At 59.5% G+C, this 22,313-nt stretch carries 20 protein-coding genes; all 20 read right to left on the minus strand.

The window, feature by feature from the left end:
* A complete protein-coding gene (gene nifE / locus EAV90_RS14745; RefSeq protein WP_129143766.1) occupies window positions 1-1,647 on the minus strand; it encodes a nitrogenase iron-molybdenum cofactor biosynthesis protein NifE in 1,647 nt (548 codons plus the stop codon).
* 96 nt (window positions 1,648-1,743) lie between these two features.
* Window positions 1,744-3,300, minus strand: a complete 1,557-nt coding sequence (gene nifK / locus EAV90_RS14750; protein ID WP_129143767.1) for a nitrogenase molybdenum-iron protein subunit beta — start codon at window positions 3,298-3,300, stop codon at window positions 1,744-1,746.
* A 66-nt stretch (window positions 3,301-3,366) separates the two neighbouring features.
* Window positions 3,367-4,869 carry a nitrogenase molybdenum-iron protein alpha chain gene (gene nifD, locus EAV90_RS14755; protein ID WP_129143804.1) on the minus strand — a complete coding sequence of 501 codons (1,503 nt, stop codon included), beginning with the start codon at window positions 4,867-4,869 and terminating at the stop codon, window positions 3,367-3,369.
* Window positions 4,870-5,328: 459 nt separating this feature from the next.
* Window positions 5,329-6,576, minus strand: a complete 1,248-nt coding sequence (locus tag EAV90_RS14760) for a cysteine desulfurase (protein ID WP_129143768.1) — start codon at window positions 6,574-6,576, stop codon at window positions 5,329-5,331.
* Window positions 6,573-7,895 (minus strand): Fe-S cluster assembly protein SufD, encoded by a 1,323-nt coding sequence (gene sufD, locus EAV90_RS14765; RefSeq protein ID WP_129143769.1) that lies wholly within the window; start codon window positions 7,893-7,895, stop codon window positions 6,573-6,575. Before sufD ends, EAV90_RS14760 begins: the two co-directional genes overlap by 4 nt.
* Window positions 7,896-7,914: 19 nt before the next feature.
* Window positions 7,915-8,667, minus strand: coding sequence for a Fe-S cluster assembly ATPase SufC (gene sufC / locus EAV90_RS14770; RefSeq protein WP_129143770.1), 753 nt, complete (start codon window positions 8,665-8,667; stop codon window positions 7,915-7,917).
* 62 nt (window positions 8,668-8,729) lie between these two features.
* Window positions 8,730-10,226, minus strand: a complete 1,497-nt coding sequence (sufB, locus tag EAV90_RS14775; protein ID WP_129143771.1) for a Fe-S cluster assembly protein SufB — start codon at window positions 10,224-10,226, stop codon at window positions 8,730-8,732.
* Between the two features lie 194 nt (window positions 10,227-10,420).
* Complete coding sequence (locus EAV90_RS14780; RefSeq protein WP_122405514.1) at window positions 10,421-10,615, minus strand: 4Fe-4S binding protein; 195 nt, start codon at window positions 10,613-10,615, stop codon at window positions 10,421-10,423.
* 658 nt (window positions 10,616-11,273) lie between these two features.
* Window positions 11,274-12,386, minus strand: coding sequence for an alanine dehydrogenase (ald, locus tag EAV90_RS14785; RefSeq protein WP_129143772.1), 1,113 nt, complete (start codon window positions 12,384-12,386; stop codon window positions 11,274-11,276).
* 389 nt (window positions 12,387-12,775) lie between these two features.
* Window positions 12,776-13,822, minus strand: coding sequence for a hydrogenase expression/formation protein HypE (hypE, locus tag EAV90_RS14790; RefSeq protein ID WP_129143773.1), 1,047 nt, complete (start codon window positions 13,820-13,822; stop codon window positions 12,776-12,778).
* The gene (gene hypD / locus EAV90_RS14795) at window positions 13,819-14,961 is read right to left on the minus strand and encodes a hydrogenase formation protein HypD (protein WP_129143774.1); all 1,143 of its coding nucleotides are present in this window, start codon (window positions 14,959-14,961) and stop codon (window positions 13,819-13,821) included. Before hypD ends, hypE begins: the two co-directional genes overlap by 4 nt.
* Before the next feature lie 2 nt (window positions 14,962-14,963).
* A complete protein-coding gene (locus tag EAV90_RS14800; RefSeq protein ID WP_129143775.1) occupies window positions 14,964-15,191 on the minus strand; it encodes a HypC/HybG/HupF family hydrogenase formation chaperone in 228 nt (75 codons plus the stop codon).
* A gap of 1 nt (window position 15,192) precedes the next feature.
* On the minus strand, window positions 15,193-17,448 hold the full coding sequence (gene hypF, locus EAV90_RS14805; RefSeq protein ID WP_129143776.1) for a carbamoyltransferase HypF: 2,256 nt from the start codon (window positions 17,446-17,448) through the stop codon (window positions 15,193-15,195).
* The gene (hypB, locus tag EAV90_RS14810; protein WP_164936942.1) at window positions 17,445-18,401 is read right to left on the minus strand and encodes a hydrogenase nickel incorporation protein HypB; all 957 of its coding nucleotides are present in this window, start codon (window positions 18,399-18,401) and stop codon (window positions 17,445-17,447) included. Before hypB ends, hypF begins: the two co-directional genes overlap by 4 nt.
* Window positions 18,401-18,742, minus strand: coding sequence for a hydrogenase maturation nickel metallochaperone HypA (gene hypA, locus EAV90_RS14815; RefSeq protein WP_122405520.1), 342 nt, complete (start codon window positions 18,740-18,742; stop codon window positions 18,401-18,403). The genes hypB and hypA overlap by 1 nt, the downstream gene beginning before the upstream one ends.
* Window positions 18,735-19,829, minus strand: a complete 1,095-nt coding sequence (locus EAV90_RS14820) for a hypothetical protein (RefSeq protein WP_129143777.1) — start codon at window positions 19,827-19,829, stop codon at window positions 18,735-18,737. Before EAV90_RS14820 ends, hypA begins: the two co-directional genes overlap by 8 nt.
* A gap of 100 nt (window positions 19,830-19,929) precedes the next feature.
* Window positions 19,930-20,784, minus strand: a complete 855-nt coding sequence (locus EAV90_RS14825; protein WP_129143778.1) for a hydrogenase expression/formation protein — start codon at window positions 20,782-20,784, stop codon at window positions 19,930-19,932.
* Window positions 20,781-21,227 (minus strand): hypothetical protein, encoded by a 447-nt coding sequence (locus EAV90_RS14830; RefSeq protein WP_164936943.1) that lies wholly within the window; start codon window positions 21,225-21,227, stop codon window positions 20,781-20,783. The genes EAV90_RS14825 and EAV90_RS14830 overlap by 4 nt, the downstream gene beginning before the upstream one ends.
* Before the next feature lie 188 nt (window positions 21,228-21,415).
* Window positions 21,416-21,706 carry a HypC/HybG/HupF family hydrogenase formation chaperone gene (locus EAV90_RS14835; RefSeq protein ID WP_129143780.1) on the minus strand — a complete coding sequence of 97 codons (291 nt, stop codon included), beginning with the start codon at window positions 21,704-21,706 and terminating at the stop codon, window positions 21,416-21,418.
* A gap of 16 nt (window positions 21,707-21,722) precedes the next feature.
* Window positions 21,723-22,307 carry a HyaD/HybD family hydrogenase maturation endopeptidase gene (locus EAV90_RS14840; protein ID WP_129143781.1) on the minus strand — a complete coding sequence of 195 codons (585 nt, stop codon included), beginning with the start codon at window positions 22,305-22,307 and terminating at the stop codon, window positions 21,723-21,725.
* Window positions 22,308-22,313 lie beyond the last annotated feature (6 nt).

A 22,313-nucleotide genomic window follows, 5' to 3' on the forward strand; every position in this document is an offset into this window, starting at 1 on the left:
CTATTCTGCGGCCTGTCGCATGGCAGATGGCTCGGACACCAAGATCCCTTCGGTGCGTCTTTGGCAGCAGTCACCGACCGCATTGGTATGCTCTCTGACCGCTGCGACGCTCCTCAGCCCGTGCGCGTAGATTGCATCCTCAAACGTGCCCAGATCGACCGTGTTACACACGCAGTTTTTCCTCGCGTGGCGCGTGGTTTCGGCGAACGCCGGATCGCAGGCGATCGCGGCCAACGGCGATTGCATCTGCTCCACTGCCTTTGCCAATGTCTCCCATGGTGCGGGTCGACGTAGCTGCTCCCACATGGGATTGGAGAGCGATTTGTCGATCTCCTCCACCAGCTTGACCATTCCGACATAGCCCATATAGGCGTGGCAACGCTCCTGATTGATATCGAGCCAGGGCATCGCCGCTTTCAGCGCGACGAACTGCGACTTGCCGCCCGATAGCATGATATCCGCTTCTGCGTCCTTCAACATCTTGTACATTTCGCGCGGCGTCATATCCTCGATCATGTGGGCGTCCCGCCCCATGAGCTCCTTGATGCGCTCCTTGTCTTTCGTGGTTGATTTCTTGACGCTGGTTCCGACTAACTCGAGCCCGGCTTCCTGGAGTGCCGCGACGACCGACCATGACTTGACGCCGCCGGTAATCAACAAGGCCTTCTTGCCTTCAAATCGAGGCTTGTACGGCTCTATCGTAGCCCAGGCTCGCGCTTCCTCGCGCTCGATCACCGCTTCGGTGCGTCCGAGCAGATCTGTCGGCGCGCCGCGTTCAACCAATAAGCGAGCAAGCTGACGCAGCGATTTGCTCGAATCTTGAATACCGTAGAACGACCCCTCGAAGAACGGGATCCCGTAGCGTTGCTCCATCTTGCGTGCGAGGTTGATCATGGACTTTGAGCAGACCAACATCGCCGCCCGCGCGCGATGAGATGAGGCGACTTCCCGATATTTGCCATCGCCGGAGATGCAGGAGAGAATCCGTACTCCAAGCTCGTCTAGCAATGGCTTTACTTGCCAGAGCTCTCCCGAAAGATTGTATTCCCCGATCAGATTGATATCGTACGGCGTAGTGTAATCCGGCTCTTGCGTCCCAATCACGTAGTCGAGCAACGCCTCGCCGGCGAGCTTGTTGCCGAGGTTCTTCGAGCCGACAAAGCCTGGGGAATTGATCGGGATCACCGGCTTTGTGAACCTTTGAGATGCTGCCTTGCAGACTGCGTTGATGTCGTCGCCGATCATCGCCGGGATGCAGGTTTGATAAACGAAGATGGCGGGCGGGTCGCACTTGTCGATGATTTCCTTGATCGCTTTGCAGAGCCGCTTCTCGCCTCCGAATACAATATCGGTTTCGCTCAAATCGGTTGTGAATGCGGTGCGCCACAGATTCGAGCCGGACGACGCCGCGCCGCGATTGTCCCAGGAATTACCTTCGCACGCGATCGGACCATGCACCAAGTGAGCGACATCGGTGAACGGCTGCAGCGCAACCTTCGCGCCATCGAAAGCACAGCCGCCGGCAGCGCTACCCGGCTGCAGTTGCTTGGTGCATCCGTTCTTGCGTTCAGCCTCCGACTTACTGCCGTTCTTGGCGCAGCCAGGCTCGTTGAAAATATTCCGGACCGTGGCCGCTAGTGAACTCATCCTTTTTTCCTCTCAGCGCGGGCTAATTGCATGGTCGACCGTCATGTGCTTGTGCCATCGTCGAGTGCTTGGGCGATGGCACGGCACGGTCGCTCATCAGCGAATGATATCGAAGCTGGAGTCAGTTTTGCCAAGAACGTTCGTCTTCTTGTCGATCTCATCGAAGATCTTGTCCAAGATCTTCACCAAAACATTCAGGCCGCCCTGGTACCCCCATAGGGGGGAGCGGTGATGGTGATGCCGATCAAAAATCGGAAAGCCGATGCGGATCAGTGGCGTTCCAGTATCGCGCTCCAGATACTTGCCATAGGTGTTGCCAATTAGAAAATCGACCGGCTCGGTGAACAGGAGTGAGCGCATGTGCCAGAGGTCTCGGCCCGGATAGGCTTGGCAGTCCTGCCCAAATGGCGAGCTTGCAAGCAGCACCTGCATTTTCTCGTGCCAGGCCTTGTTGCCATTGGTGGACAGCACATGTGTCGGTTCGGCGCCAAGTTCGAGCAGAAACGCAGCCAACCCGTAGCAAAGATCGGGATCGCCATAGATCGCGAACTTCTTGCCATGGATATGCGCGCTGGAATCAGCGATGGCGTCGACCAGACGGCCACGTTCTCGCGCGAGTTGCTCGGGAATCTCCTTGCCGCTGATGCGTGACAGCGCCACGATAAGGTCATCCGTCGCGGATAGGCCCACCGGGTAGTTGAACGATGCGACATCCTGGCCGTGCTCAGCCACGAATGGCAGCGTTTTTTCGGTGCACCACTGCTGCATGGAGATTGTCGCCTTGGCGTGAATCGCGTTGGCCGCATCTTCCAGCGTCGTACCGCCGTCATACATCCGAAATTCGCCGTCGGTCGGAGTATCGAAGACTTCAGAATTATCCGCCAGAATCGTGTGCTGGATGCCCATCAACGCCAAGATGCGCTTGATCTCGCGAAGGTTTCCGACGGTATAGCCATCGAACCCACCAATGATGTTGATCGCCCCGTTCTGCTTGCGCTCCAGCTTCGGCGCAGTTCCGGCCTTACCGTCCCAAAAATGCTCAAGAATGCCCTTGAGCGCATTGTCATAACCGGTGACGTGGCTGCCGACGAACGCCGGCGTATGGGCGAATGGCACGTCGAAGTCGGCCGGAACTGAGCCTTTTTCTTTCGACGTCTTGATGAAGGCGTTGAGGTCATCGCCAATCACCTCGGCCATGCAGGTCGTCGAGACCGCAATCATTTTGGGTTTGTACATGTTGTAGCTGTTCGCGAGCCCGTCGATCATGTTGTTCAGGCCGCCGAATACAGCAGCGTCTTCCGTCATCGACGAAGAGACGCAGGAAGACGGCTCCTTGAAGTGCCGCGACAGATGGCTGCGGTAATAAGCCACGCAGCCTTGCGAGCCGTGGACGAAGGGCAGCGTGCCCTCAAAGCCAACAGAGGCGAATACGGCGCCAAGCGGCTGGCATGCCTTGGCCGGATTGACCGCGAGTGCCTCTCGCGCAAAGTTCTTTTCGCGATATTCGGCCGTTTTCGTCCATTCCTTAATGCGTTCGACCTCGGCGGGATCGCGAGGATTCTCGAACATCTTCTTCTTGGCCAGCATCTGCTGGTATTCTGGACCGCGGAACAGCTCGAGGTGATCGAGCACGTGTTCGGCACTCTGCGCCATTGTTGAAATCCTTCACTATCGAGATTGGTGTCGCCCCGGCTTTCCCACAGAGCGAGATGAGTTGGTTTATTCTGCAGCCAGGAGTTTGGCCCTCGAATCTTCCTTCCAAGGGGCCTTCGTTTTCTTCCAGACCGGCGAGTTGATCGCCATGTCCATGTCACGTGCGAAGATCGCAAAGCCGTCATAGCCGTGATATGGGCCCGAATAGTCCCACGAGTGCATCTGCCGGAACGGCACACCCATTTTTTGAAAAACGTATTTTTCCTTAATGCCCGAGCCGACGAGGTCAGGCTGGAGCTTTTCGACGAAGCGCTCGAACTCATAGCCATTGACGTCATCGTAGATGAGCGTGCCGTCCTTTACGTAGTGCTGAGCTGTGCGCTGATAGTCGTCGTTGTGACCGAACTCGTATCCGGTGCCAATGACTTCCATCCCGAGGTCCTCGTATGCGCCAATCACATGACGCGGACGGAGCCCGCCGACGTACAGCATCACCGTCTTGCCCTCCAGGCGCGGGCGATATTTTTCGATCACAGCGTTCACCAGCGGTTGGTACTTTTCAATCACCCGCTCGGCGCCTTCCTTGATCTTGTCGTCGAAATAGCCCGCAATCCTGCGCAGAGACTCTGCGATCTTTGAAGGTCCGAAGAAGTTGTACTCGCACCAGGGGATACCGAACTTCTCTTCCATGTGGCGCGAGATGTAGTTCATGGAACGATAGCAATGCAGAATGTTGAGCTTTGCCTTCGGCGTTGCCTCGAGCTCAGCCAGTGAACCGTCGCCGGACCACTGCGCGATCACCCGCAGGCCCATCTCCTCCAGCAGAATTCGCGATGACCAGGCGTCGCCGCCGATATTGTAGTCTCCGATGATCGCAACATCGTACGGCGTCGGCTCAAATTTTGGTTTGCCGTCGGACTCGACCTGGTCGAAAATCCAATCGCGCACCGCGTCATTGGCAATGTGATGGCCTAGTGACTGCGACACGCCCCGAAAGCCCTCACAGCGGACCGGCACGATGGTCTTGCCGCCATATTCCTTGGATTTCGCTCTCGACACGGCCTCAATGTCGTCACCGATCAATCCGATCGGGCATTCCGATTGGATCGTGATGCCGTTGTTGAGCGGAAACAGCTCCTGGATTTCGTCAAGAATTTTGACCAGCTTCTTGTCGCCACCGAATACGATATCCTTTTCCTGAAAGTCGGAGGTGAACTGAAGGGTCACGAAGCTATCGATGCCCGTCGTGCCAACGTAATAATTGCGTCGCGAGCCCCACGAATACTGACCGCAGCCGACCGGGCCATGGCTGATATGGACCATGTCCTTGATCGGTCCCCAGACCACCCCCTTTGACCCTGCATAGGCGCAGCCTCTGATCGTCATCACGCCAGGTATGGATTTGATGTTGGACTTCACCCCGCAATCCGACTTGCCGGCTTGGTGAACGTTGAGGTGCTTGGCACGCCGTTTCGCGGTTTTCTCCGGATAGACCTTCAGCACCTCCTGGATCAGCTCTTTGTTGCGAGCCCTGATTTCTGCGATGCTCTGGGTCGAGGCGAGACTCATCTGATGTCCTTCAAAGGTTAGCTGTTGCGACGGCGAGTTCTTGACCAAGACTTTTGCAACCAGCATGCCAGCGTCTCGTGAGCGCAAAAAACAGAGCAATCAAAATCGCTTAGCGCGCCTCGTGCGGTGACGGGGGGATTTGTTGCGAACCCGACATCACGCTTTGGGCAGAAAACTCTTGGTTTGGCCCTGTTCGAAATGGAACAGGGCTGGTTAGCTATGAAATTGCCCGCCAATGCTCGCGCGTGTCCGCGATCGCAGTACTCCTGCGATCGCTCGCCGAAGGCGCCGCACAGCAAGACCGGCTGCAGGGGCGGCTGGCCGACACAGGCCTGCCGATGCTATCTATTTTTGCTGGGACCTACAGGTCCTTACCTGCCGCGATGACGATAAGGTGCATGACCTCATCCTCAGACTCAATGCGAGCTGCCTTGCCAACTGGACATCGTAGGCTCGCCGTCAGGAGAACAGCTGCCGCGCCTTGATAAGCGCACGCACGAGCACATCAATCTCATCACGTGTATTGTAAAGTCCGAGTGACGCACGGCACGTCGCCAGCACGCCGAAGCGCTTGAGCAGCGGCATCGCACAATGGGTCCCCGCCCGCACCGCTACACCGGCGCGGTCGATGACGGTTGCAATATCGTGCGCATGCGCACCCTTCATATCAAATGAAATGATCGGTCCTTTGTCGACCGGGGTCCCGATCATGCGCACGAAATTGATCTCCGCCAATCTCTCCTGCGCGTAAGCGAGCAGTACGCTCTCGTGCCTGCGGATCTGCACCTTGCCAATTGAATTGATGTAATCGATAGCCGCGCCTAACCCGATGGCTTCGACGATCGGCGGCGTACCCGCTTCAAAGCGATGAGGCGGATCGCCATAAATGACGCCGGAACGCGAGACCTCGCGGATCATCTCCCCGCCCCCATTGAAGGGCGGCATCGATGCCAGATGCTCAGACTTGCCGTAAAGCACACCGATCCCAGTCGGACCATAGAGTTTGTGGCCCGTCATGACGTAGAAATCGCAATCTATATCGCAGACATCGGCGCTCAGATGGACGCATCCTTGCGAGCCGTCGACCAGCACTGGGATACCACGAGCATGCGCGATGCTCACCACGTCTTTCACGGGCACGACCGTGCCGAGCACGTTCGACATTTGTGTGATTGCAACCATCTTGGTGCGCGGGGTCAGCAGTCGCTCAAAATCATCGAGCAAGAGGTTTCCGTCATCATCCACTGGCGCCCATTTGATCACTGCACCGAGTCGTTCCCTGAGAAGGTGCCATGGCACAATGTTCGAGTGGTGTTCCATGATCGAGAGAACGATCTCATCACCTGGAGTAATGCGTTCGCGGCCAAAAGTGTGCGCGACTAGATTGATTGCCTCCGTGGCGCTCCGGGTGAAGATGATCTCTTCATTTAGACGCGCGTTCACAAACCGCGCCACCTTGGTACGGGCGCCTTCATACGCCTCGGTCGCCGCGTTAGCGAGGTAGTGCAAGCCGCGATGAACGTTGGCGTATTCGCTGGAGTACACCTGCATCATACGGTCAAGAACCTCGTTGGGCTTTTGCGCGGATGCAGCGTTATCGAGGTAAACAAGTGGCTTGCCGTACACCGTCATGGCGAGCGCAGGAAAGTCCGTACGCACACGGTTCACCTCGTAACTGCCATCGCTCACGGCCGGATGTGCGCTCATCGCCGCGCCTGCAGCCAGCGTTCAGTTTCTACTGTCACAAAATCGCGCAGATTCTCGGACGTGATCCCCTCAATCGCCTCACCAATGAACGCTTTAATCAGCAACATCTGCGCATCTTTCTCGGATAGCCCCCGAGCGCGCAGATAGAACAAGAGAGTGTCATCCAGCGCACCCGATGTCGCTCCGTGGCTGCAGACCACGTCGTCAGCTAAGATTTCAAGTTCCGGCTTGTTGTCGGCCTCGGCCTGGTCGGAGAGGAGCAATGCTCGGCTGGTCAGGGTGGCATCCGTCTTCCGGGCGGCGGGACGAACGACGATTCGGCCCTGAAACACCGAACGGCCGCAATCGTCGATAACCGCGCGGAACTTCTCCCGACTGGTGCAATGTGGCACAGCGTGGTCGACCACGATCGTTGTGTCCGCGTGGAGCTTGTCCCTGACGAGATTAACGCCATTCGCCGAGAGCTTGGTTCCTTCGCCGGTCAGCGTTATGAAACCCTGATAGCGGCTGATGGAGCCGCTACAGGTCATGCTGAAGAGGTCGAGCTTAGCCCTTGCGCCGACGGCGATGATTGCCGACGAGATGTTCACGGCGTCTGAGGCAGCGGCTGCCACCCGGATATACGAAAGGCTTGCCTCGTCACCAACCAGGGCGATCATCGCATCGTTGGCTTGATAGCCGCTCGCGCCTTCAGCCGGGACGAAACTTTCCACGATGGCCGCATGCGCTTCTTTTCCGAGCTGCAGATAGGAGCGTGTATAGGTGGACACCGACGAGCCGGTTGCGACATGAACGATTTGAATTGGACGCTTCACCGCATTGCCGTCGTTGACCGTAATCACCAGACCATCCGTCGCCATTGCGGCATTGAGCGAGATCGCCGAATCGCTCGTCGTGGACAGCACCAGACCGGCCATAGCCCCAGTGGCCGAATCCTCCAGAACCTCTCGCAGCGACCGAACAACGACTCCATTTTCTACCCTGCCGATATCGGATAGCTCCGGCGCGAATATGCCATTTACCAAAACGAGTTTGACCGCCTGATCGGCAGCCACTTGCTTGGCCGACACCTTTGCGCGCACCAGCGCCTCCGCGTCCGGTCGCGGAGCGAGTGGCAGCACCTCGCCGATCAGGGCGCGCAGATCAGTGTATTTCCAATCCTCCATGCGCCGATGCGGGAGGCCGGCACGCTTGTAGACGTCGAATGCCCTCGCCCGGATTTGGGCGACAAGGCCTACACCAGGCAGCCGTCCACGCGCCGCAGCGAAAACATCGCCCGTTGCGCGTTCGGCGTCGGCTTTGGCCAAAACCTGCTTCATCGGGGACTCCCTGAGGCCGTCAGGCCGCGTCTTCAAATTGGGCATAGCCGCAAGCCTCGAGCTCCAGCGCGAGTTCCTTGCCACCGCTCTTCCTGATCCGACCTCTCGACATCACGTGCACAATGTCTGGCACGATATGGTCGAGAAGCCGCCGATAGTGCGTGATCACGATCATTGCTCGTTCCGGCGAACGCAAGGCGTTGATGCCGCTGGCGACGGTACGCAGCGCGTCGATGTCGAGGCCGGAATCGATCTCGTCAAGGAGACACAGACTCGGCTCGAACAATGCCATTTGCAAGATTTCATTGCGCTTCTTCTCGCCGCCGGAGAAGCCGACATTGACGCCGCGCTTGAGCATGTCCTGCGGGATATTCAGCGACCCGGCGACCTCGCGGACTCTTTTCAGAAACTCGGGGGTGGAGAATTCCTGTTGGCCGCGCGCCTTGCGCTGGGCGTTAAGTGCCGCCCGCAGGAAGTTCGTGGTGGTCACACCGGGGATGTCGACCGGATACTGAAAGGCCAGGAACACGCCCTTGGCAGCGCGTTCATTTGGCTCCATCCGCAGGAGGTTCTCGCCCCTGAACAAGACTTGCCCGCCAGTGATCTCATAGCCCGGCTTGCCAGCGATGACGTGCGAGAGCGTCGATTTGCCGGAGCCATTCGGCCCCATGATCGCGTGCAGCTCACCTGCATTGACGTTAAGATGCACGCCGCGAATGATTCCGCGGTTTTCGACACCAACATGCAAATCTCGGATTTCGAGTAGCGCCATTCTGATCTGATCCCTGAAACGCGTCATCTGGCGAGCCGCATTCGAGGCGGCTCGCGGGGTATTTATCCGACAGATCCGTCGAGCGAGATCGAGATTAGCTTCTGCGCCTCCACTGCGAACTCCATCGGCAGTTTTTGCAGAACTTGCTTGACGAAGCCGTTGACGACGAGGCCGACAGCCTCTTCCTGGCTGAGGCCGCGCTGGATGCAGTAGAACAGCACGTTCTCGGAGATCTTCGAGGTCGTCGCCTCGTGCTCGAACGTTGCCGACGAGTTCTTGGCTTCGATGTATGGCACGGTGTGCGCGCCGCATTTGTCGCCGATCAGCAGCGAGTCGCAGGCGGTGAAATTGCGAGTGCCGGTCGCCTTGCGATGCGCGGTGACGAGACCGCGATAGGTGTTCTGCGACCTGCCGGCGGCGATGCCCTTGGAGATGATGCGGCTCGACGTGTTCTTGCCGAGATGGATCATCTTGGTGCCGGAATCGACCTGCTGGAATCCGTTCGAGATCGCGATCGAGTAGAACTCGCCGCGGGAGTTGTCGCCGCGCAGGATGCAGCTCGGATATTTCCAGGTGATCGCAGATCCCGTTTCGACCTGGGTCCACGAGATCTTCGAATGGGCGCCGCGGCAGTCGCCACGCTTGGTGACGAAATTGTAGATGCCGCCCTTGCCTTCCGAATTGCCGGGGTACCAGTTCTGTACCGTCGAATATTTGATCTCGGCATCGTCGAGCGCGACGAGCTCGACCACGGCGGCGTGCAGCTGGTTCTCGTCGCGCTGCGGCGCGGTGCAGCCTTCGAGATAGGAGACATAGGAGCCCTTGTCGGCGATGATCAGCGTGCGCTCGAACTGGCCGGTATTGCGTTCGTTGATGCGGAAATAGGTCGACAGCTCCATCGGGCAGCGCACCCCCGGCGGCACGTAGACGAACGAGCCGTCGGAGAACACCGCCGAGTTCAGCGTCGCGTAGAAATTGTCCGAGGTCGGAACCACGGAGCCGAGATGTTTTTGCACCAGCTCGGGATGCTCGCGGATCGCCTCCGAGATCGGCATGAAGATCACGCCGGCCTTCTTCAGCTCGGCCTTGAAGGTGGTCGCGACCGAAACCGAGTCGAACACCGCATCGACCGCGATCTTGCGGCGGGCCGGGTCTTCCTCGCCGACCTTGGGTTCCACGCCTTCGAGCATGGCCACTTCCCGCAAGGGAATGCCGAGCTTCTCGTAGGTCTTGAGGATCTCCGGGTCGATCTCGTCGAGCGAGGTGACGGTCTTCTTCGGCTTCGGTGCCGCGTAGTAATAGAGGTCCTGGAAGTCGATCTTGGGATAGTCGACGCGCGCCCAGGTCGGCTCCGTCATGGTCAGCCAGCGCCGATAGGCCTCCAGCCGCCACTGCAGCATCCAGGCTGGTTCACTCTTCTTTGCGGAGATAAAGCGGACGGTGTCTTCCGACAGCCCCTTCGGAGCCTTGTCGGACTCGATCAGTGTCTCAAAGCCATATCGATACTGATCGACGTCGATGCGCCGGACGCGCTCGATCGTCTCTTGTACAGCTACCATTGCCCGCTCCGTCGGCGCAACGACAACTCCCGCCGGTGAGGGTTCCGCCGCGATCTATCTGAGTGGATCGCGCAAGGCGCCGCCGACGCGGGGCCAGCGAGTGAGAGAAACAGAAGACGAGTCCAGTAGGCGACGGCTGTCGATACCGTCTTCATAACGTTTCGCGCAGGAGCTCCTCTCATCGGCAACTCCACCTATGCCGGCACGCAGGTGTCGGGCACCGGGCAAACGACGGCGCATTGCGGCACGTCAAAGTGCCCCTCACATTGGGTACACTGGGTCGGATTGATCACATATATGTCGTTCTTCAGGCTGATCGCGGCATTGGGACATTCGAACTCACATGCACCGCAGACCGTGCACTGGGATGCGATTATCTTGTAGGCCATCACTGCGATTCCATGAGCGAAAGTTGCGGGACAGTTTGTTGGCCTTCAAGTCTTGTGCCAGGGTTAAACTTGATTTTGTTTGAGCTATTTTCTACTGACGCAAGTCGCCGCCTCGACTGCGTGTCGCAAATCGTACAACGCGCATGACAGTCGCTTGTGGGGTTGCGCATCTCATGGCAGTCAGCGATTAGGTGAACTGCGTTCGCCAGCGTCAGGGAACGATCTGCGATCCTTCCTAAGGCCGCCATGCCGCGGCGATGATGGATGCGCCGCGCGACTTCCAAAAGTTCTCCGCCAGTGTGTCAGGTCGACCCGGCGCCACATCTTAATGGTTCCACTCACCGGGGCGGCGGCTTCATCGACAGCACCACGACAACAACCCGCGCATTCATCGCCGGTCGGTTGGCGTCTCCAACCGCGGCACGCATTCTCAATTGCCCTGGATTACCTGGCAAAACCGGCATTCATATGCGCTGTATGGACTTGTCTCGCGTCGTGCGGGGACTGAAGCCAGGCGCGCTCGTCTGGTGATCGTCCGCTTCGCTTCGCGTTCGAAATAAGTGCCGCCGCCGGTCAGCAGATCGATGGAGCAGAAAAAAGAGCCACCCCGAAGGGTGGCTTAAGTCAGGGAGGAAAATGCCCATAAGGGCCTCTGGGATCAGGCCGCAGCCTGTTCGATCGGTGCGAAGGGCAGTCCGAGGCTTTCGGCGACCGCTTTGTAAGTTAGCCGACCCCGATGGACGTTGAGGCCTGTGCGCAAATGCGGATTTTCGAGCACGGCGGAAAAGCCCTTGTTGGCCAGAGCCAAGCCAAACGGGAGGGTCGCGTTATTCAGTGCCTGGCTCGAGGTTAGCGGCACGGCCCCGGGCATATTGGCCACGCAATAATGAATGATGCCATCCATTTCGTAAGTAGGTTCAGCGTGAGTGGTTGGGTGCGACGTCTCAAAGCAGCCGCCCTGATCGATAGCGACGTCCACAAGCACCGCCCTCTTGCGCATCGAGCTCAGCATGCTCCGGCGGACCAACTTCGGCGCGCTCGCACCTGGAACGAGCACCGCACCAATCACCACGTCCGCCGCAAACACCTCTTCCTCCACGGAGTCGAGAGTCGAAAACCTGGTGCGAACGCGTCCTTCGAATAGCTCGTCCAACTCGCGGAGCCGGAGTATCGAACGGTCGATGATGGTCACCTCTGCGCCCAGACCAACCGCCATGCGTGCCGCGTGCGTACCAACGACGCCACCTCCGATCACCACGATCCGGGCAGGCTGAACACCGGGCACCCCACCGATCAACAGCCCTCGTCCGCCTGCACTCCGCTTCAGGGCGCTACCCGCCGCTTCGATCGCAAGCCTACCCGCGACCTCGCTCATCGGCGCGAGCAGCGGAAGACCACCATGTGCATCGGTTACGGTCTCATAGGCGATCGCAGTGCATCCAGATTTCAGGAGCCCCTTGGCCTGATCCAGGTCGGGGGCAAGATGCAGATAAGTGAACAGGATTTGGTTTTCCCGCAGCTGACACCACTCGGACGGCTGAGGTTCCTTAACCTTTACGATCATCTCGCTCGAGGCGAATACCTCAGCTGCGGAGGTTAGAATCGTTCCACCAGCATTGCGATAATCGTCATCGGTTGCACCAATGCCAGCGCCGGCATTGGTCTCGATCATAACGCTGTGGCCTGCCGCCACGTATTCGCGGACAGCTCCCGGGGTAAGGCCCACGCGATATTCGTGCACCTTGATTTCCTTGGGGCCTCCGACCTTCATTTAAAAACTCCCTGCCTGGAGCGCCTTTCTAATCGGAAGCGAGCAGCGATATTGCGACCCAGCCATCAAAATGGCGCAGAAATTCAACGATATTTGACAAGCTTCGCAGGATTTCAAACCCATGGGTACCGAGCGGGTCGTGTCACCATGCTCCCTGAGCTTTACCGTCGAAACTGCGCGATGGCGCTGAATCGTCTCGAACTTCGTTCTCGGCTCGTGGAAAAGCTAACAAGCGAAACTCAGCACGCCTAAAGAGCGAAGTCGCAGTCTGCCGGTTGGGCAGATTGCCGTAGAAGGGATATTTCCGTCAGCCTACTGGGTGATGGGTAATGGCTCATGACCATTGATCATAAACTTGGTTTCCGAAAGCTGGACGATGCGCAGCGCGTTCAACAGATGCGAGGCAATTGTTCGCCCCACAACCAATCGACGATTCGTCGACCGCCGAAACCGGTCGCCATCTGCACAAACTTCCGTTCGTCAGCCACCGCTTCGCCGATATCAGCTGCCTCGGCCCCGAGCGGGTGCGCCTTCATGGCTGCAAGCACCGCATCGGCCAAATCAGGCGCGACGATCGCAACGAGCTTGCCTTCGTTGGCGACATGGATCGGATCGAGTCCAAGGAGTTCGCAGATAGCCGCGACCGCCGGCTTCACCGGAATGGATGCTTCCTGCAGACGGAACCCGAGCCCGGATTGATGCGCAATCTCGTTGAGGGTCGCGGCAACCCCACCGCGCGTGGGGTCGCGTATCACGCGGATGCCGCTACCGCCGGCGGCAACCATGCAAGCTACGAGGTTATGCAACGCGGCGGAATCCGAGACGACCTCGGTCTGAAAAGCGAGGTTCTGACGTTTTGACATGATCGCCACCCCATGATCACCGAGGCTACCGGACACAAGCACACGATCCCCGACCCTTGCCTTGTCGGCGGAGAGATCGAGCCCATCGGCCACAATCCCGATCCCGGTCGTAGAGATGAACAGACCATCCGCCTTGCCGCGCTCGACGACCTTGGTGTCTCCGGCAATGATGTGAACGCCGGCCCTGCGTGCTGCGGCACCCATGGAATCCGCGATCGCCTTCAGATCAGAAAACGGGAAGCCCTCCTCGATGATAAAACTCGCGGACAGATAGAGGGGATGCGCGCCGGACATCGCGACGTCATTGATCGTGCCGTGCACAGCCAATGACCCGATATTACCGCCGGGAAAGAACAGCGGCGAGACCACATAGCCGTCGGTCGTCATCACCATCCTGCCTGCGGCAACGTCAAACGCGGACTGATCGTTGCAGCGGGCGAGCCATTCATTACCAAAGGCTTGGTGAAAAAGGCCGGAGATCAGCTGCGCCATGGCACGGCCCCCCGATCCGTGGGAAAGATCAACGCGTCCGTTCTCGATGTCGAGCTTGCGTTGATAGCCCTTTGCGCTCATGACAGCCGCCTCAACGGTTCATCGCGAACTCGGCCATAGGTCCAATACGCCGCACAAGCGCCTTCCGATGATACCATGCAGGACCCTATGGGAGTTTCCGGCGTGCAGACGGTTCCAAACAGCTTGCAGTCGACCGGCCGCTTGGCGCCACGCAGGATCGCGCAGCACTCGCACGCCGGATTGTCTGCGACACGCAGATCGTGGATCGCAAAACGCGTCTCAGCGTCGAACTGCGCGTAAGACCGTTTTAGCTTCAGTCCGCTGTTGGGTACGACTCCGAGACCGCGCCATTCAAACTGCTCGCGCAGTTCGAATATCTGCGATACCTCCTCCTTGGCGCGCCGATTGCCTTCACGCGTCACCGCCCGACTGTATTGGTTCTCCACCTCGTAGCGATCTTCGTTCACCTGCCGCACCAGCATCAGGATCGCCTGCATCACATCGAGCGGTTCAAATCCCGCGATCACGATCGGCTTGCCAAATTGTTCTGCCAGAGGCTCGTAAGGCTGCGTACCAATAATGGTGCTGACATGTGCAGGCCCGATGAAGCCGTCAATTGGAACCCCGCCGATGTCGCGGATTTTGGGGTTCTCGAGAATGCTGTGCATCGCAGAGGGTGTAAGCACGTGGTTGCAGAACACGCTGAGGCCCTTCAGCCGCTTCTTCTCGGCAATTCGGATCATCACGGCCGTCGGGGGCGTCGTGGTCTCAAATCCGATGGCAAAGAAGACCACCTCGCGGCTCGGCGCCTGTTCGGCGAGCCGGATAGCGTCGAGCGTCGAGTAGACCATCCGAATGTCGCCGCCGAGCGCTTTAGCTCGCAACAGCGACTGTCCGTGCGACCCAGGCGCGCGCATCAGGTCGCCGTAAACGCACAGAGTGACCTCAGGTCGGTCGACAAGCCGGATCGCCATATCGATTCGACTGGCGGGCAGAACGCAGACGGGACAACCGGGCCCGTGGATCATGCGGACGTTCGCGGGCAGCAGATCCTCCAGGGCATAGCGGGAGATCGCATGAGTGTGTCCGCCGCAGAATTCCATGAAACGATAGTCTCTTTGCGAATTGACCTCGAGGCCAATCGCACGCGCAATGCCCTGCGCGATGGCCTTGTCGCGAAATTCGTCGGCATATTTCATGATCAGCGTTCCCCTGCGCTGCCTAGCTCCTGCAGCAGCTCCAGCGTGCGCTTGGCTTCCGTCGGATCGATCTTAGCAAGCGCATAGCCGACATGGACAAGGACGCAATCGCCGACCTTGAGCTCGTCGAGGAGAGCAATCGATATCTCCAGGCTGATGCCATCGATGGACACTATGGCCATGTCGTTGGGAAGAATTTTCGCAATCTTTGCCGGAACCGAAAGGCACATATCAGGCTGTTCCCCCCTTGGCGGACGACTGTTGAGTTATCTGCAGAGCGGCAATCCAAGCCTGGCCAAGGCTCAAACCGCCATCATTGGGCGGCACCCGCCGTGGCATGAGCGGGGTAACGCCGGCAGCGATGCAACCGCGCGGGATTTCATCCGCTAGCGCCGCGTTCAGGAAGCAGCCGCCGCTCAGAACGACGGTATTAACGCCCGTCGTCTGGGCAGACCGCGTGACCCAGTCAACGCAGGCAGCGGCGAAGGTGCCATGAAACAGCCCGGCGCCGCCCACCGCGTCAATGTCATCTCCAATCAGCCGCGCAAACAGCGGACGAAGTGACAGCACGCCGCCATCGATCGTCCAGCCGCCTTCGAGAATCGCGGTCCGCCGCACCAGTGCCTCGAGCTTCATCGCCGCTTCGCCCTCATAGGTCTGCAAACTCGCAATCCCCAGCAGCGCCGCTGCCGCGTCGAACAACCGGCCCGCACTGGTCGTGGTGGCCCCGCCCGGCTGATCGAGCAAGGCCGACACAGATCCGGCCTGTCGTTGCGCCGTAAAGCGCAGCCCGATTTCGTTACCCCGGCCGACCAAGTGTAATACTGCGCTGCCCATGCGCCACGGCTCGCGGGCTGCACGATCTCCACCAGGCATTTGCAGGGGCGCCAAGTGCCCGATGCGTCGGCACCTAGTCCCTTCGCACAACAATAGCTCGCCACCCCAGTTACCGCCCTCTGAGCCAAGGCCATGGCCATCGAGCACGAGGGCAAGCGCAGGTCCCGCATGGCCATACTCGGCGATCACTGCGGCAGCGTGTGCGTGGTGATGCTGGACAGCGACCAGCTCGCGGCCATTTGCTTCCGCAAACCGGGTAGAAGCCATATCGGGATGCAGATCATGGGCGATGGCGACAGGCTCCACATCAAGGCTCGATGTGAGATGTCGGATCGTCTCCTCGAACGCACAGATGCCTTCGGGCGTATCCAGATCGCCGATATGCTGAGAGACAAACGCTTGGTTGTCCCGCGTGATTGTGATGGTCGATTTCAGTGCGCCGCCGACGGCGAGCACGGGCGGCACAGACTTCGCAAGCCTGATCGGTTCGGGAACATAGCCACGGGCTCGACGAATGAATTGCGGCTGGCCAGCCACCACCGACACAACCGAGTCATCAGCACGCGTCAGTATATCGCGATCATGGGTCACGACAAGGTCGGAGATCCCGTTGAGCCGCCGCAGCGCCTGCGCGTTGTCGATCAGGAGCGGTTCGCCGCAAAGATTGGCACTGGTGGCGACGATGACCGGGCCGGTCCCCGCACATGCTCTTGCCGAGCGAAGCGCATAAAGGATGAGGTGATGCAGCGGCGCTACGGGCAGCATAACACCCACACGCGATAAGCCAGGAGCTATGGCGGGTGCCAGATTGTTGCGCGAAGGCAGAAGGACGATGGGACGTGCTACGGATTGGAGCAGCGCAAGCTCGGGTGCGTTCGCCTTCGCGATGTCGCTGACGCGGTCTACGGAATCGACCATGACCGCGAACGGCTTCTGAAGGCGCTGCTTTCTCCTGCGCAAACGCTGCACGGCATCCTGGTTACGCGCATCGCAAAGAAGCTGGTATCCGCCCAGCCCCTTTATCGCCACGATTTGCCCTCCCGCGATTGCAGCGACAATGGCGCTGATCGCATGGCTGAGCCGAGGCCCACATGTCGGACACGCGATCGCCTCCGCATGAAACCTGCGGCTCGCCGGATCGGCATATTCGGCCGCGCAAGCGGCGCACAGCCTAAAAGCCCTCATCACGGTGTTGCGGCGGTCGTACGGAAGCCGTTCGGCAATGGTGTAGCGAGGGCCGCAATGGCAGCAACTGATGAAGGGGTAAAGGTAGTGACGGTTTTCTGGATCGAACAGCTCATTGAGGCATTGCTGGCAGACAGCAGCATCACCGGCAATCTGCGTTGACAACTTGCCGCCTTCGCTCGTGCCGATCGAAAAGTCTTTCGCCGCCAGCGCCGCAGTCTCCCGAACGCAGATGTGGTCGATGCGTGCCAATGGAGGCGCCTCGAGCGGCAACGTTGCTACAAACTCCGACGCACGGTGGCCCTCGACCTCGATCGTAACTCCCTCGGGGTCGTTGATGACAAAGCCCGCCAATCCGTGGCGCTTGGCGAGTCCATAAACGTAAGGACGAAAGCCGACCCCTTGCACGGTTCCACTCACGCGCACGCGCAGCCGCGTTCTGCCGCAGGTGGTTGCGGCGCTCATCGCCTTGTGTCCTCTACGGAGCGCCTCTGATGCCCCGCCTGTCTATCGATCCAGGCGTAGAGCGCGGCAAAACCCTCGCCTGTGCGAGCCGAAACGACAAGCACCTCGATCTTTGGATTGACTCGTCTGGCGTATTCGATCGTCTTGCCGAAATCGAACTCAAGCAGCGGTGCCAGATCAATCTTGTTGATCACCATGAGCGAAGAAGCGGCAAACGTATCAGGATATTTGAGCGGCTTGTCTTCACCTTCGGTAATCGACAGCACTACGATCTTGCAGGCCTCGCCAAGATCAAAGGCTGCCGGACAGATCAGATTACCGACGTTCTCGATGAAGAGAATACCACCCGTGAGCAGCGGCAAGCGGCGATAAGCCTCGCCAATCATCGCCGCGTCGAGATGGCACCCCTTGCCGGTGTTGACTTGGATGGCTGGCACGCCGGCGGCCCGAATGCGTTCGGCATCGTTCGAGGTCTGCTGGTCGCCCTCGATGACCCCGACTGGCCGGCTGCGCTTGAGCTCAGACACGGCGCGGACGAGCAGCGTCGTTTTACCTGCACCAGGACTAGACAAAACATTAAATACAAGCAGGTCATCGGCGACGAAGAGCGCGCGGTTGTCCCCCGCAATCCCATTATTCTTGGCAAGAATATCGCGCTCGATCTGAATGACCCGTTCCCTGCTCATGCCGGCGACCTTCAAGCCAGCCGGCTCGGCGCCGCTCAGAAGCGCCTGCCCGCCATGAGCCTGGTGATGGGCAGAGCAGCGGTGACGACTATGACTATCGCCAGCATGGTTTAAACGCTGAAGGCCTTGCTCGCCATGCGGACGGGCATAATGGTGATCGCAATCGTCCTGCACATGGGCATCGTATCGCTCATAGCTCTGAACATCATGCGCCTTAGCGCGTTTGGTCGACGGCGACCCTTCGTTGCAGCCGCAAACGGTACACATCAATCGATCTCCAGTTCTTTCACGCGCATCTGTTCGCCCGCGGTTACCTGCAACTGATAGCTGCCGCAGCAAGGACAGCACTCACCGCGTTGCGCAATCTCGACGTTCTTCGAACAGCTCATGCACCAGGCAACGCCTGGCAGTTCGACGATGTTAAGGACTGCACCTTCGGCAACGGTCCGCGCTGCAACCGCAGAAAAGCAGAACCTGATCGCTTCAGGCGCGGCATGACTCAGCGCACCCATCTCTAGGCAGACGCTCCGCACCCGCGAAAACGATCCGTGACGTACTTCCTCCTCGACAATTTGAATGACGCCAAGACAAATCGCCATTTCATGCATGGCCAACTTCGCGAAAACTGAGAGTGAACCCGACGCACGGATCGAGCGATGCAATCACCGCATCGACTGCATCCCGACGTGGTCTACCCGTCAGCACCGCGCCCTGCAGGCTGCGGACAAGCGGTCCGCACGGGTGGAAATTCCACTCCGTCGGCGCAAGGAATTCGAAGCGGGATATCCGGCCCTGAGGATCAAGCTCAACCGCGTGGTAGAGACGCCCCCTGGCGCACTCGACCGCGGCCGCCGCACGGCCGGACCCTAACTTATATCTTTCGATAATCCCATGCTCCGCCGAGTCAATCTGAGCACCGGCCTTGAGCCACGCACATAGCCGCAGGGTTTCAGCAATTCTGGCCCTCAACCGCTCGGCCGCACCGGAGGGGCTCGGCGGGAGCCGATCACGCGTCATTTGGCGCGCCCATGGACCCGTCTCGGGCACATGTCCGTCAAGATCCGGACGATAGCAAAATGTCGGGCCATCCACGAGCAGCCGTTTAACGATATTGAGGTCGTCAGCAACGGACAGGAACGAGTGGTCCGCTGGAATTGGCTTCAGGCCGATCTCATCAAGCGCTGCAATGCGAAGCGCCAATGGGCTACCGGACCTCACCGCGCGCCCCTCATCCGACATGCCGAGCGCGTTCAGCGCACCTACGATCCGCGCTGTTGCTTCGCATTGGGCAGAGCCCCAGGGTGAATGTGCGCTGCCAAGAAGCGCTGACATTCCCCGCATCAAGGAGCGGATTGCCGCCGCACCCGCGACGTCTTGGGCAAGATGTCCGACAAACAGACCGCGTAGCAAATCCGCAATGCGCTCAATAGCGATAAGCGCAATACGACGCTGTTTTGTTGTGCGGGTGATGACTTCGTCGCGCGCCGTCTCGACCGCGGACAGCAGTGCAATTTGCTGTGCAGCGGCACACAATGCGAAGAGCCGCGGCAGCAGCGTGAGCAGCGACGAGGCTTGTTTGCCAGCAAACAGCCGTGCCAGCGGCGGCCGGACTCGCGGCAGGATCTCGATCGCGGCGACTACGTCGGCAGCTAGCGATACGGTGACATCGATTTTGTTGCCGGCAGCGAGGCTCATGCGCACCGCTCCACCAACGTCCTGCGCCACGTATGCCGGCGATCGCTGCGCCCGCGCCGTCTACGGGATCCCACCGGACGGCGAACGTTCTCCAAGCTCTTCATGTGAAGTACGCCTCAATAATTTCCTGCATGCGCTCGGCAGAATCCTGGAAATCCTCGTCAGCAGCCAACGCAACAATCGGAACGCCGCCGATCTCCAGCGTATCAAGGATGATATTGTCCGTAGAATTGAAGAACTGCACCGACCAGACGTTCCTGATCCCGGTCGCCTGCACACGGCACGTGCTGTAGCCGCGGAAGAAGAGTTGGACCGGACCATTGCCCAGACTTTGCTGCAGGAATGCCAGGTCGATAACGCTCATCGGCAGCAAGGTGAGATTGATAACATGCGCGCGCATGCCAAAGCGCCAGACGCGGGCCCGCTCGCGTACTTCGGCGAGCACCGGTTGCACGTTCATCGCGCCGTCTGGCGCCGGGCCGATCGCAAGCTCGGCGGACGTCAGGTCAGTTGCAGCGCGCCGGACAATCTGCGGGATCGCTCCGACCTCAAGATATTCGCGCGCTGGCTCGCTTCCGATGCGCACGCGCCAGATTCCTGCAAGCACGGACTCACGGATTTGCGCCAAAGAGCCATCTGGCAGCGCAACCACGCCGGCGACCTCACCTGCTCCGAGCACTTCGGCTATCAGCTTGCGCTCGGGATCGCTCAGATTCGCAAGTCCGTACAGTTGCGTCCGAGCGCCGCTTCTCTGGCTGCCGACGGCAGCGGCGGCATTCGATAATAGCGCGGCGGCATTCGGATAGGTCCTTTCAAGCTCGTTGCCGTCGCGCCAGGCGTGCTTGGCGAGCGCACGCGCACTCGTCACGCCGCTATAGAATACATCGAGACTTCCAGAGCCCGTGGCAAGGTCATTCGCGGCGCCGTCGGACGCAACGCGGATCGCTGTTCTCATAATGCGATGTTCCGTTGGCTGTATCGAGAGGCAATGCACTTGCCGACACAAGCGCTGCCGGCGTGTGGCCGAACCATCGGTACCGAAATGCGATCGATCGCGATGAAACGGACCGGGCTCCTGCCAATCAGGCGGAGTGTATCCTGCCGTTTGCAGAGGATCGGCGTCGACGAGCCTCGTAGGCCGAGCCACTCAACCAGTTCGCGACCTACGCCGCGCGCAGGCACTGCACCTTGCCTGCGCCGCCGAAACGTATTGACCATCTCAGGAAGTAAGAATGCGACGTGGATGATCCGGAGCAAATATAGGGGATTGGCCACCGGCAGCGGCATCACGGCCGCCATCACGGGAGCGTTCGCGACCAGGCGCGCATCGACGCTGACGCCCTCCACGTCGAATGGAGCGGGTCGCGCCAGACCATGCTGCGTCGGCTGCAACTTCATCACACGCCTTCCCTGACAATGTTCGGTTCTCTAGCAGGGTCATAGCAAGGGGTATGCCAATCACTTTCTGTCCGCGTCTCGCGCTCGAACAAGCGGGTCGAGGCGCCTGACATTTTCGATGCAAAGGTACTTGCGACTGGGATACGCTTGTGAGCAAGCCTGGTCGGCGCAATTGGCGAGCGGAACTGCTAGCGCAGGTGCTCCGGCAATTGCGGCTCATGAGCGATCAAGTCCGCAAAGAAGCGATCGCAGTCCTGGCCGTTGAGGCTGGCCTCAAGCCCCTCAAGTGCCTCCGAGATCAGCCTTGCTTCATTTTCGTCCAAAAGCCGCACCGCGCTGTCGATATGAACGAGCACCTTGGCGCCGGCCAAGGCGTCGGAGAGCAGCATGACCGAGACGCGCCGCTGTTCATTGCCATACTCGCACAGCGCCGTGATGCCGTCGGTCTCGACAATCGTCATTGGCAAGCCAAGGCACATGGTCAGTCTCGGGCCGCTAGATCGGCTGCGCCCCGATCTCATAGTTTGCATGGTCGATATTGTTCGCCAACAGCCGTTCTGATGCAGGCAGCGGCGAGGTCCGCGGCTTTGCCGGCGAGTCCCACTGCGCCAGGAGTTTGCAAGCCAGTTCAATCGCAGGCGAAATCTGAAGGCGTACCGGGGCGGTCAGCGGACCGCCCCAATTCTCCAGGTCCAGCGGCTGACAGCCGATGAGAGCGAGCTCCCGCGGGCACCGACCAAGCAGGTCAGCCGCACTCAAGACCTCCTGAAAGCCGGTCTGATGCAGGCTCACCTTCTTGGCGGCGGTAAATTTTGGCACTTCGTCATCTCGCACAAGCTTCAACTGCCCCGGCAGCAATCCATAGTCGATGGCATCGAACACGATCAGGCAATCGGCCTGCTCAAGAAAACTGACGAGGTAGAGCCCCTGTGTGCCGCCATCGAGGACGGTTACGTTGTCATCGATCGCGTAGCGGCGGTGAAACTCCTCGACCACCCTTACGCCGAATCCCTCATCCGCCCACAGGATATTGCCGATGCCGAGCACCAGGATCCTTTTCTTGTCTTCCGGATTCAGCATCCGCTT

The organism is Bradyrhizobium vignae, from assembly GCF_004114425.1.
GTDB classification, from domain to species: Bacteria; Pseudomonadota; Alphaproteobacteria; order Rhizobiales; family Xanthobacteraceae; genus Bradyrhizobium; species Bradyrhizobium vignae.

What these genes read in the sequence shown, in the direction of transcription:
- hypA (WP_122405520.1), bottom strand. Translation starts at nt 18,742, where the DNA reads ATGCATGAAATGGCGATTTGTCTTGGCGTCATTCAAATTGTCGAGGAG.
- hypE (WP_129143773.1), bottom strand. Translation starts at nt 13,822, where the DNA reads ATGAGCGCAAAGGGCTATCAACGCAAGCTCGACATCGAGAACGGACGC.
- EAV90_RS14760 (WP_129143768.1), bottom strand. Translation starts at nt 6,576, where the DNA reads ATGAGCGCACATCCGGCCGTGAGCGATGGCAGTTACGAGGTGAACCGT.
- sufC (WP_129143770.1), bottom strand. Translation starts at nt 8,667, where the DNA reads ATGGCGCTACTCGAAATCCGAGATTTGCATGTTGGTGTCGAAAACCGC.
- EAV90_RS14835 (WP_129143780.1), bottom strand. Translation starts at nt 21,706, where the DNA reads ATGTGCCTTGGCTTGCCAATGACGATTGTCGAGACCGACGGCATCACG.
- EAV90_RS14840 (WP_129143781.1), bottom strand. Translation starts at nt 22,307, where the DNA reads ATGCTGAATCCGGAAGACAAGAAAAGGATCCTGGTGCTCGGCATCGGC.
- EAV90_RS14800 (WP_129143775.1), bottom strand. Translation starts at nt 15,191, where the DNA reads ATGTGCCTTTCGGTTCCGGCAAAGATTGCGAAAATTCTTCCCAACGAC.
- EAV90_RS14820 (WP_129143777.1), bottom strand. Translation starts at nt 19,829, where the DNA reads ATGAGCCTCGCTGCCGGCAACAAAATCGATGTCACCGTATCGCTAGCT.
- nifD (WP_129143804.1), bottom strand. Translation starts at nt 4,869, where the DNA reads ATGAGTCTCGCCTCGACCCAGAGCATCGCAGAAATCAGGGCTCGCAAC.
- nifK (WP_129143767.1), bottom strand. Translation starts at nt 3,300, where the DNA reads ATGGCGCAGAGTGCCGAACACGTGCTCGATCACCTCGAGCTGTTCCGC.
- EAV90_RS14825 (WP_129143778.1), bottom strand. Translation starts at nt 20,784, where the DNA reads ATGAGAACAGCGATCCGCGTTGCGTCCGACGGCGCCGCGAATGACCTT.
- hypB (WP_164936942.1), bottom strand. Translation starts at nt 18,401, where the DNA reads ATGTGTACCGTTTGCGGCTGCAACGAAGGGTCGCCGTCGACCAAACGC.
- hypF (WP_129143776.1), bottom strand. Translation starts at nt 17,448, where the DNA reads ATGAGCGCCGCAACCACCTGCGGCAGAACGCGGCTGCGCGTGCGCGTG.
- sufD (WP_129143769.1), bottom strand. Translation starts at nt 7,895, where the DNA reads ATGAAGCAGGTTTTGGCCAAAGCCGACGCCGAACGCGCAACGGGCGAT.
- EAV90_RS14830 (WP_164936943.1), bottom strand. Translation starts at nt 21,227, where the DNA reads ATGAAGTTGCAGCCGACGCAGCATGGTCTGGCGCGACCCGCTCCATTC.
- ald (WP_129143772.1), bottom strand. Translation starts at nt 12,386, where the DNA reads ATGAAGGTCGGAGGCCCCAAGGAAATCAAGGTGCACGAATATCGCGTG.
- nifE (WP_129143766.1), bottom strand. Translation starts at nt 1,647, where the DNA reads ATGAGTTCACTAGCGGCCACGGTCCGGAATATTTTCAACGAGCCTGGC.
- hypD (WP_129143774.1), bottom strand. Translation starts at nt 14,961, where the DNA reads ATGAAATATGCCGACGAATTTCGCGACAAGGCCATCGCGCAGGGCATT.
- sufB (WP_129143771.1), bottom strand. Translation starts at nt 10,226, where the DNA reads ATGGTAGCTGTACAAGAGACGATCGAGCGCGTCCGGCGCATCGACGTC.
- EAV90_RS14780 (WP_122405514.1), bottom strand. Translation starts at nt 10,615, where the DNA reads ATGGCCTACAAGATAATCGCATCCCAGTGCACGGTCTGCGGTGCATGT.